The following is a 12129-nucleotide window of genomic DNA, read 5'->3' as shown; positions in this document are numbered from 1 at the left end:
AACTCCACATAATTCCACTAATCTACAGCCAGCTCTTGCAAGGCATTTAATTCAAATGCACGAACTTTACGTGGAATGAAACGACGAATATCCATTTCGTTATAGCCAATTTGAATGCGTTTTTCATCAAGTAAAATAGGACTACGCAACATACGAGGATGCTGCTGAATTAAATTATATAATTCTTGAATTGATAGTTGTTCGATATCAATTGCAAGATTTTTGAAGTCATTCGAGTTTGTTGCGATAATTTCATCGGTACCGTCTTCAGTCATACTTAAAATATGTTTAAACTCTGCTAAAGTTAGAGGTTGAGATGTTGTACGTTTTTCTGAATAGGAGATGTTATTTTCATTTAACCATTTCAATGCCTTTCGTGAAGAAGAGCAACTTGATTGTGTATAAATTGTTACTGTCATAATAATTTCCTCGCTTTCCCATATTCATTTGGTAATAGCTTAGTGGTAAGATATTTGTTTATATATCTTACTGCTAAGGTAATTTGTTTGCAATACTTATTTGTATAATTCTTCTAGTGGGTAAGGGAATAGATATTGTTGGAAATTCCACATAAAAGCATAGAGTAACTCGCGGTATTTTTGTGAGAGTTATACCTTACTAATATTTACCCATCGACCTACTAATTTATACGTTTATTGAAGGAAAAAGTTTCAGAATTTTATATTACAATTTTGTAAATTTGATGAGTTTAGTCAGAATTGTGATGAGAAAGGGGACTTCTACCTGAAATAAGTAAAGACCACCATTTGCACACTTTTTGCAAATGGTGGTCTTAGGGTGAGTGTTTTTAGCTTATTGTAATTCTTTCGTATCGCCTGTTGTGAACCAGTCTTGCACGTTCCAAACTTTTGTCACAAGACCTTCATAAAATTCAGGTTCATGTGATACGAGTACGATTGTGCCTTTGAATTCTTTCATTGCACGCTTTAGTTCTTCTTTTGCATCGACATCTAAGTGGTTCGTAGGCTCGTCAAACAGTAACCAGTTCGCCGGATCCATCAGCAGTTTACATAGTCGCACTTTAGCTTGTTCGCCACCAGAAAGGGAATTTAATGGACGGGTAATATGATCCGTTTTTAATCCCGCTTTTGCTAATGCTGCACGAACTTGGGCTTGCTCCATCGAAGGGAACGCATTCCATACATCATCAATCGGCGTAATTTTATCTGCTTTTACCTCTTGTTCAAAGTAAGAAGGGGATAAATAATCTCCTAAAATCACTTTTCCATCTAGTGGTTTAACTTTGCCGAGCATCGTTTTTAATAGTGTTGATTTACCGACACCGTTCATACCGACAAGGGCAATTTTTTCACCGCGCTCGATTTGGAATGATAGTGGTGGAAGTAGCGGTTTTTCTTTATCATAACCAATAACTAAGTTTTCCGCTTCTACAACGTAACGACCTGGTGTACGTGCTTCTTTAAACTGAAACTCTGGCTTTACAGCAGTTTCAGGACGGTCAATACGCTCCAAACGATCCAGCTGCTTTGCACGAGACTTAGCACGACCGCTCGTTGAATAACGTGCTTTATTTTTTGCGATGAAATCTTCTTGTTGCTTGATGAAATCTCGCTGCTTTTCATAGGCATCGATATGCTGGCGCTTGTTGATTTCCGCAAGTTCAATAAATTTCTCATAAGTGGCTGTATAGCGCGTCATTTTCGTGAATTCTAATTGTAAAATAACAGCGACCACATCATTCATAAATTCCGTATCATGTGAAATTAATAAAAATGCATACGGATAGTTTTTCAAATACATTTTCAACCATGCAATATGCTCTTCATCTAAATAGTTGGTCGGCTCATCTAGTAATAATACTTTTGGCTTTTCAAGTAAAAGTTTTGCAAGTAGAACTTTTGTGCGCTGACCACCAGAAAGTGCCGCAACATCGCGATCTAGACCGATAGCATCTAAACCTAAACCACGTGCAATTTCGTCAATTTTCATATCAAGTGTGTAAAAGTCACCAGCATCCAATGCATCTTGAATTTCTGCCATATCTTCTAATAACTTTTCTAAATCTGCATCCGGATCGGCCATTTGCATCGTAATTTCATTTAATTCTTCTTCTTTTTGATAAAGTGGTAAAAACGCATCACGCAGCGTATCACGCATCGAACGACCAGGCGTTAAAAGTGTATGCTGATCTAAATAGCCGTAATGTGTACCAGGTAGCCATTCAACTTTTCCTGTATCATGGATGGCTTGTCCTGTAAGAATGCTCATAAGTGTCGATTTACCAACACCATTTGCACCGACAAGTCCGATGTGATCCCCTTCTACAAGACGGAAAGAAACATCTTTAAATAACGTGCGGTCACCAAATGAGTGCCCTAAATTTTCTACTGTTAATATTGCCATAAATAATCCCCCGATTGATTTTGAAGTTTTTATTAATATTAGGAAAGGGCATCATTCCATGTTATTTTAACGCGGAATATGTCTTTCGAATTAAAAAAACTCGCAAGCTACTTACAATGCTGCGAGCTGTTTATTTAGTTCTGCAAGCTGGATTTCCATATTTTCAAGACGAGTAAGCGCCTTTTGTACTGATTCCGGATGACCTACTGATTCTAGCTTTTCCATATCGCCTTGAAGGTTAACGTAATCCATCTTTAATTCCAAGATTTCTTGCTGCAATTGGCTTTTTGTTAGCATAATAATTACTCCTTTTGAACCCTCACAGAGGCAAATTAATCTTTTCATATTGTATCATACGAATGATTTTTTTGTCGTCAAGGAAAGTATTAAATTATCGTAAGTAGAAAAGAGATAGTCTGATTTTCGGTTCGAATAGTGAAAGGAAATGCTGTGCAATCTTACCTGCATTACAACATTTAACGGTAAAACTTAAATATGGGCGATATTATGGCGTGAATAAGCTAAATCTAGGAGCAATGTTTGTAAAATTTCATTGTTCGTTAAAATATCGAGTGCGCGTTGCTTTTTGACTGCTCGTTCACGACGATGTTCATGCAGTAACAGCTCCATTACCGCATTTTGGATGATGGATTGCTTCATTTTTCGACCAAGCCCAATATGAATAAAACCATTTGCCTCACGAGAAAATGCATAGTTTAGTTCATTTTCATGCTGGGCAGTAGTAATACAAGGAATCCCTGCAGCTGCCACCTTGTAAGGGGTATAGTTTGCATTGCATATTATTAAATTGGCTTCAGGCATAAGATGGTAAAGGGCATCTGAACGGCGAACGATTTCGGTATTGCGTCTGCTCAGTGCCATCATTTGCAAATCCTCTACATTATGTGAATAATCATCATCAATCGCAACCGAAATTTTTAACGGAATTTGCAATTGCGTTAAGTGACGGAGGGTGCGGTACGTTAAATTATTTGCATCACCGTCCTCAAAAGCGACTACAATATGCGGTAAATCTTGCTTGATGGAAATATCGCCAGTGTCGATAATATGACTTGCAATCATCTCCAACTCTTTCGTTACAGCAAATGCGTAGCTGCCCGCCAATTCATTGGCAAGTGGTTGTTCATGAGACTCCTCAAAGAGCGCGATAATATTACAATCAATGAGCTGAGTACCATGACCGAAATCATCAAAATGAACAAAGGTTGTACAAAATGGGCGAATGAGCTCAATCTGTTCGATGTTAGTATCTTTTCCATCATGAACCACCAGCTGTGGCTCTAAATTTCGTAAGTGACTTTTTAGTTCTTGCGGCTTTTCAAAGAGGAGTACATTCAAATCCGTTTTTGTCAGTTTTTCTATAATTCGCGAATTGTCCGTGCGAATAAATAAATAAACCATTTCGCCTTGCTCCTGTAATAACTGAGCTAAAGTAGCTGCGCGCTCAAACGGATATGTGCCCTTTATATCACAATGCTCCACAATAAATACGATTTTCTTTTTTTGCAACACAATCCCATCCTTTCCACATTCCCTATAAAATATGGTGAAATGACCGAAAGTATGTATAAATAGATAGAGATAAAACAATGATTTTAATTTTTAAATAATAATGAGAGGGTGAAATAAATGACAGAAATGCGTTCAGCCTTAGTAGTAGGTGCAACAGGGGTAGTTGGTTCGGCACTTGTGAAGTTATTGTGTGATAGTGGAAAATATGTTGCGGTGAATGTGATTTCGAGAAGAAAACTTAACTTTACGCATCCAAAGCTCAATGTAAAGATTCGTGAATTTGATCAAATTGCAGATCAAGATATGGAATTTGCCCACGAAATATTTTGTTGTTTAGGAACGACAATCAAAAAAGCAGGTTCACAATCAGAATTTGAAAAAGTAGATTTTGAATATCCGTTATCAATTGCCGCACTCGCTAAAAATCATGGGGTCGCACACTTCATTGTCATTACTGCGATGGGTGCAAATGACAAGGCAATGGCTCATTACAGCCGTGTCAAAGGGAAATTAGAAAAGGAATTAATTGCGATGAATTTCCCGCAATTATCAATCGTTCGTCCCTCTTTAATAATTGGAGACCGTGATGAATTTCGTTTAGGTGAATCAATCGGAGCAAAAGTGATGAAAGTAATAAACCCATTATTAGTTGGATCCATGGCTAAATATCGATCCATTTCAGCAAAGCAAATTGCCCTTGCGATGTTAAACATTGCGTTAAATGGTGAAAAGCAAAGTGTAGCGATTTATACATCCGAGCAATTGGCTTCTATGAAAATGCCAGCTGAAGTGGAAATTGGGGATACAACTTCGGCTGATAGATTATTTAATTGGGATAAATATAAGGACGAGGATCTTCCACCTGTTGATAAAGAAGTCATAATTGATCGCAGTAAAATAAAAGAAGTGGATCAGAAAAACGGTAAATAATAGGTACTAAAGGGATTTCGGTTAGACGGATAAACCCTCAAAATTAGCATAGGGAATGACGATTTAGTGTAGCGACTTATTTGTATGAAATACTATTGTAATAAAGTCAGACAAAAGACTGAAATTTATGTTTCTTAACCGGTAACCTATTAATCGGGTATGTCCATCTGATACAATATAGTATAGATATTAGTTAGATGGAGGAACCCACATGAAAATCTTACTTGTCGATGGAACAATTTTCGGTCGCAAAACCGGCGTTCTTTTAGAGCAGGTTCAACAATATATTAAAGAAATGAATTCGGATTTAGAGCTAGAAATATTATACTTCGCTAATTTAAAGCATCAAATTTTAGATGGTAGTCCTCTTAATGAGGATATGAAAGGGATGATTCAAAAATTTGAGGATGCAGAAGGTTATATTTTTGCTTCTCCTATTTTCCAAGCTTCTATCCCAGGCGTTCTAAAAAATGCATTCGATATGATTCCACCAAAAGCAATGCGCTATAAGCCAGCTGCTATTATTGGAAATGGGGGCACGTATCAGCATCATTTAGTATTGGAAAATCAATTGCGTCCGATTCTTGATTATTTTCGCTGTTTAGTAACACCAAATTACGTGTACACACATGCCGATCATTTCGATCAAGACAATAAAATCATTGATGAAGATGTACAAATCCGTTTGCGTGAACTTGCTCGTGTATTCGTTCACTATTGCGAAGTGAGCAAAACTTTGGCGAAGCAACCAGTTGATATGCAATAAAAAAATCCTGCAACCCCATTTAAATCGGGATTGCAGGATTTTTTGTATTTGAAAAGGTGATGCATCGTACGAGTTTAGCTGACGATTGACATTCTTTCATGAAGACATGCTAAAATATCTTCTGCAACATCATGCGCAAGTTCAAGTTCGGAAGTGAAGCCGACGCATGAACAGTTCATTTCACCTAAAATATACGTGTCAGCACCAGTTTCATCTGTATCTAAAATAAAATCGGCTGTCCAAATTAATGGTAAATCATGCCCGCCAAGAAGTTCCTTAATCTCATCTAGCTGGCCTAAGAAGCTGTTTACAAGTGTTGTCCATTGTTCAGGCTTGTCGTAACGATACTGTGCGCCAGAAAATAAAGTAGCGCTAAAAGCATCTGCATCATCTGCTGGTTTCTTATGTACGACATTAATCGGTTTGTCACGCAGCATAAATAAACGAATTTCGCCTTCTTTAATTCGTGGTAGGAATGTCATATCGACAAGCATGCCATTTTCACCGACGATGTATTGCTCACAAAAAGTCATAAACTGCTCCAACGTATGATACTCAACATGATTGTCCTTTGCTTCGGTACATTTTATTTGAGCTGTTAAAGGTACTTCGTTGGCATCCTTTGCAAGTGAATCGACAACTTGTACACGCCAAATGCCTTCACCTGTAGAGCCACGATTTTGCTTTAATACGCGTTCACCAGTAGCGAGTGCTTTAGGGAAGGTTGATTTAAATTCCTCTATTGTGTAGTATGCAAACGTATCTTCAGGCACAAGAGCGGTGTGACGTAGTTTTACTAACGCGTCCTTTGCGCCGTAGCTGATCATCGCATCTGGATGAGGCATACCGATTACGCCTTCTTTACATAATTCACGAAGCATTTCAAAATACGCCGTTTCGTGCTTCAAGTTCCCAGGATTAATACGCGACACATAGGCAGATGCATGCTCTTTTGCATAGTTAAAAATGGCATCACGGTTCTCTAATTCAAAAAAGATTACTTCTGCATCTTGCCCCCGTTGTTTGAGCGCCTCCACCATTGGCATCGTATCGCCACGATAGCCATCAGAACCTTTATCACTTCCACCTTGTACTTCAAAAAATATAACTTTACTCACATGCGACCGTTCCTTTCGAATTATGAATTTTATTTTCATAATAACTTGTTATGAGTGCGTTGTATGTAGGAAATATAGCGTTATTGTTACAAAAATAGTTAACGATGCGAAATACCTGTCGTTAATGTAGAGTGGAATTGTAGTGATTAATAAAAAAAGTCTGTATTTTAATGTAAGTTTATCGGGGATTTAGGCTGGTGTGAAATTACCGTGTAAAATGGAGGGTAAAAATACCTTGATATTATAATGTTCTCAAGAAAAAAAGGTGATTTTATTCAGTACACCACATAAATTAAAAATAAAAAGACACTTCAAAAAAATAGGAGTAATGAATCAAATTAACATAAAAATTTGCCTTTCAAATAAATTGAAAAAATATGAAGAAAATGTGTCTAAACTACATGGGACGTGCATTGAAAAATATATTTGGAAATAATATGTAAGGGTAAAAGCTCCTATATATTGTAATTGAACCAAAGGATATGAATAAATTTATGTGCAGCTGTTGATTGAACCGCAGAACATTTTGAGGTAGCATTAGATTTCGTATAAAATCAATTATGCCTCGGCATAATTGTGTCTGGAATCGGCTTTGTGGTTGCACAAAGGATTCGCTTCCGATTCCATGACATCTGCCAGAGGCTTAACTTGCTTCGGTTGGGGTTCGAACCTCAACCGAAGCAAGTTAAATTAGACATTTTTAAAAGTTAAGGGGGCCAAAAAAATGGAACAGAATATTTGGCAGCAGGAGCAGACACATTTATCAACAATTAGTGAACTCCTTAAAATGCATATAGCGGCATTAACAGTCCAACTGAAAAAACAAAAAGGTGAAATTGTCGAAGAGCGTACATTTGCTTCATCTGAATTTAATGATGTTTCAGGGGAGAATGCGATTCAATTTTCGCAAATGTTGCAAACGATGCAGCTCCGCGAAAGAGAATACTTAAATGTGAATGAGCAATTAGCAAAATCTAAAATTTTATATAAAAGTCCTTACTTTGGACGAATTTCGATAAAAAATGAATTAGGCGAGCAGGAACATTTATATATCGGGCTATCAACATTTCGTGAGCCGGTATCGGATGACATGCTTATTTTTGACTGGCGCGCTCCGATTTCAAGTTTATTTTATGAAAATAAAGTAGGACCCTCTCGTTATCAAATACCTGATGGCGAATATATTGACGTTACAATAGAAGGAAGACGCCAATACAAAGTAACATACGACCAATTGATTCAATTATTTGACGCGGATATTTATATTGGAGATGAAGTGTTACAAGGTTTGCTTTCGGATACCGCAAAGGAAAAAATGAAATCGATTGTTGCCACGATTCAAAGCGATCAAAATGCCGTTATTCGTTCGTCTAATAAGGATAATTTAATTGTACTTGGTCCTCCAGGTAGTGGGAAAACGTCGGTAGCTATGCAGCGAATCGCATTTTTACTTTATGAATATCGCCAAACGATGAATGCGCGCAGTATTTTACTCATCTCGCCGTCGGATTTATTCAATGATTATATATCGAATGTCCTGCCAGAATTAGGTGAGGAAAACGTGCAGCATACGACCTATTTTCGTTTGCTCCGTGATTTAAAATTGACGCAATATAAATGTGAAACGAATTATGAGAACATTGAACGCTTGCAAAAGGCAGATGCAGACGCACGCGAGCATTACGCCTTTAAAGGTTCGCATAGCTATACGAAGCAGTTGCTTAGTTATATTGAAAGTGTTAAAAATGCGGGGATCCCGTTTTATAATTTGAAGATGGGTGAGGAAGTATTTATTTCAGCCCGCAAGCTATCGCAACTTTTTTATGAGAAGTTTGGCGAACTTGATTTAGATTTCCGGTTGAAAAAAATTCGTACAGTGCTACAGGCGAAGTTACATGAACGAAAGCATAAGGAACTGAAACTGCGCATGAAGGAATTACGGGCAGTTAACGCATATATTGGATCAGATAAAGAACTTGAACAGCAGGCGAATAATGAATTAAATAAACGTTTTGGCAGGCTCGAACAGACAATTGAGCAGCTTGGATTTGTGAATATTCATAAAATGTATTTGCAATCCATCACGTATACGAACGACAATTTATTCACACAGGAGATCCAGGCCCGTACAGCACAAAAGTTGAAACATCACGTGCTTTATTATGAAGATTTAGCACCGGTCATGTATTTACAATCGGTTGTGAAAGGACTTTATGCGAATAACATCATTAAACATATCGTGATTGATGAAATTCAAGATTATTCTTATTTACAGCTACTTACATTAAAAGTAATGCATCCAAAAGCGCATTACACTTTACTTGGCGATCGCAATCAAATCGTCCATCCGCAAATGAAAGATTCATTAGATGGACCCATTTCAAAGCACTTTAAAGTAGTGGAACTCAATAAATCGTATCGTTCTACAAATGAAATTACCGATTTTATGAGTGCAATTTTACAAAATACAACGACGCTTTCCCTCGGTGTCTCGGGAGATAAGCCACAAATTATTGAAACACAGCAATCTGCTAAAGCAATCCAGCAATTGGTAGTGGCGCAGTATAAGGAAGAGGATAGCTTTGTTATTTTGTGCAAAAATAAAGCCGCTTGCGAACGATTATATGAAGAGGTAAAGCCACTTGTACCCGATTTGCAGCTCGTGACGGAAAAACAAAAAGTGTATATGAAGGGAATCCTTATTATGCCGGGCTATATGGCGAAGGGCTTTGAATTTACAACGGTTGTGTTAGCGGATGCCGATGCAAATGTATACGCGGAAGAAATGGATGCCTTTCTTCTATATACAATCGCTTCACGTGCAACGAGAAAGCTATTCCTCTTAACGCGCGGACAATTACCAAAAGCACTCACACAAATTGCGCCACAGCATTATTGCAAAGAAGTACAAACGATTTAGGCGAATTCTTATGGGTAGATAGGATTGTTGATTAATTTACTCATTATTGCCCGAGTTTACTTTATTTTTAAAACGTACTTGTAACGAATTCCAGAAAGTGATAAAATTTTGAAAATTACAAAAAAGAGGAAGCGTTAAACGTATGCAATATTCGGATAGTATTTTAAACACGCCATCATCATTCATTCGAAACATTTTAAAGGTGACCGATGCGAAAGATGTCATTTCCTTTGCGGGTGGCTTACCAAATCCTATTTCATTTCCAATCGAGCAATTAAAGACATCTGTTGCACATGCGATTGATGAAAATGGGGCGAAGTTATTTCAATATTCAACGACGCAAGGCTATTTACCTTTGCGACAGTATATTGCGAATAAATATAATCAAAAGCAGCCAGGACTAGATTTTAAACCTAAAGATGTTTTTATTACAACGGGCTCTCAACAGGCATTAGAGCTAATTTCGAAAGTATTATTAAATAAGGGCGATGGCGTTATTATTGAGGAACCGGGTTATTTGGGCGCGATTCAAGCATTTACATTGCGTGAACCAACATTCCACGCGGTGAAGTTAGAGCAAGAGGGCATGAATGTTGAGGAACTAAAGGAAGCATTAAAAAAGCCAAATGTGAAAATGGTATATACTGTACCAAACTTCCAAAATCCAACCGGTTTAACGTATACAAAAGAACGTCGGGAAGAAGTATATGGCGCGGTAAAGGATGAGGATGTCATTTTTATCGAGGATGATCCATACGGTGAATTGCGTTTCACAGGGGAGCATCTACCATATATTGCGGCGGGGAAAATGAAAAATAGCGTCTTGCTTGGTTCATTTTCAAAAACTGTGACACCAGGTATGCGCTTAGGCTATATTTTAACGAAAAATCACGAGTTATTAGGTCATATCGAAACGGCGAAACAAGCATCCGACCTGCATACAAATATTTTTGCACAATACATTTTGCATGATTATTTAGCGAATAATGCATATGAAAAGCATGTAGAAAAGATAATCACACTTTATAAAGAACAATCGGATGCAATGCTTGCCGCTATGGAAAAATACTTCCCGCCATATGTAACGTACACAAAACCAGAGGGTGGTATGTTTATATGGGTAACGATGGAAAATGGCGCATCGGCTCTTGAAAAATTTCAGGAAGCAATGGATGTGAAAGTTGCATTTGTTCCGGGTGATCCTTTTTATACAAATAAAACGGGTGTGAATACAATGCGGTTGAATTATACAAATGCAACACCAGAAGTGATTGAAGAGGGAATTAAACGATTAGGGAAGATTTTGTAGAATATAAAAGCAAGTTTATTTCCATTTGAAGGAGGTAAACTTGCTTTTTTAATTGCTATTTTTTTGTAGTATACTATTTTTATCAGAATTTCCATGAAAAAGGAGAATCCCAATTGATAAATATTTCACTCAAACCATATACAGAAGCTGGGGAACTGCTAATTCCAGCGGTGCATTTAAAAATCGAAAATAAAATAACGGCTATTTATAGCGACGTGACAAAGTTAAATTATTTAAAGCAGCAATTGTTAAAAGAACAAAATGTTTATGTACATACGCAAGATGACGGGCAATACAATCGACTGACAGTGGAGGAAACATTTCGTTACTACACAATGCTTTATGAGGCAAATATGAAGGCAGAGCAGCTTTGGAAAGAATTTGGGCTTCAGCAGCAATTAAAAAACAAAGTAGGCGAGTTAACTTCGAGTGAAAAGCGTTTATTGAGCTTTATTCAACCCTTTTTACAGCGGAAACAATGCATTGCCTTTGTTGAACCTTTTCAAAATTTGCAACAAGCGGAACGTAAAATTATTTTGCATTTGCTATCATTACTTCAAAATCAAAAAAAACAAATTATTTTGTTATCGAATAACTTAGAGGATTTGATTATTTCGGGTGGCGAAATTTTTAGGTTGAATGAACAAGGCTTACATCCTATACATATGGAGGAAGAACGAGATGAGCAGATACCAGTGGATACGATTCAATTAAAAATTGAAAAGATTCCAACGAAGAAAGATGAAAAAATCATCCTTTTTAATCCACCAGAAATTGATTACATTGAAAGTATAGAAGGGGATGTGTTTGTTTATGTGGGAGGAGAGGCTTTTCCGTGCACATTAACATTAAATGATCTAGAAAATCGCTTAAAACCATTTGGATTTTTTAGATGCCATCGCTCCTATATCGTCAATTTACAAAAGGTAAGGGAAATTATTTCGTGGACACGCAATAGTTATAGCCTATCTTTGCAAGGCTTTACGAAAGCGGAAGTGCCACTTTCAAGAAATAAACTTGCAGAATTAAAGGAGATTGTCGGAATTTAATCTATTTCCTGGGGAATATTCGGTACCATTCATCAGGAAATAACGCCATACAACACGAAAGCACAACCATTCATCCCAAATATAATGCAGCTTCTATAAAACTCCTTTAAATTTAAGGT

General features: G+C 37.2%; 10 protein-coding genes. 5 read left to right on the top strand and 5 right to left on the bottom strand.

Translation table 11 applies throughout. The features are described from left to right. Positions 1–17: 17 nt before the first annotated feature. The 4 genes from spx to ACQKIH_RS02995 form a co-directional block, all read right to left on the bottom strand. Positions 18–419, bottom strand: coding sequence for a transcriptional regulator Spx (spx, locus tag ACQKIH_RS03010; RefSeq protein ID WP_057987955.1), 402 nt, complete (start codon positions 417–419; stop codon positions 18–20). A gap of 394 nt (positions 420–813) precedes the next feature. Next, a complete protein-coding gene (locus tag ACQKIH_RS03005; protein ID WP_057987953.1) occupies positions 814–2385 on the bottom strand; it encodes an ABC-F family ATP-binding cassette domain-containing protein in 1572 nt (523 codons plus the stop codon). A gap of 111 nt (positions 2386–2496) precedes the next feature. Continuing rightward, positions 2497–2682 (bottom strand): SE1832 family protein, encoded by a 186-nt coding sequence (locus ACQKIH_RS03000; protein WP_427763367.1) that lies wholly within the window; start codon positions 2680–2682, stop codon positions 2497–2499. Between the two features lie 192 nt (positions 2683–2874). After that, a complete protein-coding gene (locus ACQKIH_RS02995; RefSeq protein WP_427763366.1) occupies positions 2875–3918 on the bottom strand; it encodes a PseG/SpsG family protein in 1044 nt (347 codons plus the stop codon). 117 nt (positions 3919–4035) lie between these two features. On the opposite strand from ACQKIH_RS02995, the gene ACQKIH_RS02990 reads away from it, so the two are divergent. Next, on the top strand, positions 4036–4848 hold the full coding sequence (locus ACQKIH_RS02990) for an NAD(P)H-binding protein (RefSeq protein WP_427763364.1): 813 nt from the start codon (positions 4036–4038) through the stop codon (positions 4846–4848). A gap of 211 nt (positions 4849–5059) precedes the next feature. Then, the gene (locus ACQKIH_RS02985) at positions 5060–5614 is read left to right on the top strand and encodes an NADPH-dependent FMN reductase (RefSeq protein ID WP_057987945.1); all 555 of its coding nucleotides are present in this window, start codon (positions 5060–5062) and stop codon (positions 5612–5614) included. A 74-nt stretch (positions 5615–5688) separates the two neighbouring features. Here ACQKIH_RS02985 and ACQKIH_RS02980 read toward each other — a convergent pair whose 3' ends face one another. After that, on the bottom strand, positions 5689–6732 hold the full coding sequence (locus ACQKIH_RS02980; RefSeq protein WP_427763362.1) for a Cj0069 family protein: 1044 nt from the start codon (positions 6730–6732) through the stop codon (positions 5689–5691). Between the two features lie 724 nt (positions 6733–7456). Here ACQKIH_RS02980 and ACQKIH_RS02975 point away from each other — a divergent pair. The 3 genes from ACQKIH_RS02975 to ACQKIH_RS02965 all read left to right on the top strand — a co-directional run bounded on the left by ACQKIH_RS02975 (position 7457) and on the right by ACQKIH_RS02965 (position 12010). Continuing rightward, positions 7457–9652: a HelD family protein gene (locus tag ACQKIH_RS02975; protein WP_427763361.1), complete on the top strand. Its 2196-nt coding sequence runs from the start codon at positions 7457–7459 to the stop codon at positions 9650–9652. A gap of 142 nt (positions 9653–9794) precedes the next feature. Continuing rightward, complete coding sequence (locus ACQKIH_RS02970; RefSeq protein WP_427763359.1) at positions 9795–10961, top strand: aminotransferase-like domain-containing protein; 1167 nt, start codon at positions 9795–9797, stop codon at positions 10959–10961. Positions 10962–11074: 113 nt separating this feature from the next. Then, entirely contained in the window at positions 11075–12010 is a 936-nt protein-coding gene (locus ACQKIH_RS02965) for a LytTR family transcriptional regulator DNA-binding domain-containing protein (RefSeq protein ID WP_427763357.1), read from the top strand. Positions 12011–12129: the final 119 nt, after the last annotated feature.

It is taken from the genome of Solibacillus cecembensis, assembly GCF_050272495.1.
Lineage (GTDB): Bacteria > Bacillota > Bacilli > Bacillales_A > Planococcaceae > Solibacillus > Solibacillus cecembensis.
The sequence above is the reverse complement of the archived record's forward strand: the minus strand, read 5'-3'. Positions and strand labels throughout refer to the sequence as shown.

Excerpts from the sequence above, each read along its gene's own strand:
- ACQKIH_RS03005 (WP_057987953.1), bottom strand. The coding sequence starts at position 2,385 with ATGGCAATATTAACAGTAGAAAATTTAGGGCACTCATTTGGTGACCGC.
- ACQKIH_RS02990 (WP_427763364.1), top strand. The coding sequence starts at position 4,036 with ATGACAGAAATGCGTTCAGCCTTAGTAGTAGGTGCAACAGGGGTAGTT.
- ACQKIH_RS02970 (WP_427763359.1), top strand. The coding sequence starts at position 9,795 with ATGCAATATTCGGATAGTATTTTAAACACGCCATCATCATTCATTCGA.
- ACQKIH_RS03000 (WP_427763367.1), bottom strand. The coding sequence starts at position 2,682 with ATGCTAACAAAAAGCCAATTGCAGCAAGAAATCTTGGAATTAAAGATG.
- ACQKIH_RS02975 (WP_427763361.1), top strand. The coding sequence starts at position 7,457 with ATGGAACAGAATATTTGGCAGCAGGAGCAGACACATTTATCAACAATT.
- spx (WP_057987955.1), bottom strand. The coding sequence starts at position 419 with ATGACAGTAACAATTTATACACAATCAAGTTGCTCTTCTTCACGAAAG.
- ACQKIH_RS02985 (WP_057987945.1), top strand. The coding sequence starts at position 5,060 with ATGAAAATCTTACTTGTCGATGGAACAATTTTCGGTCGCAAAACCGGC.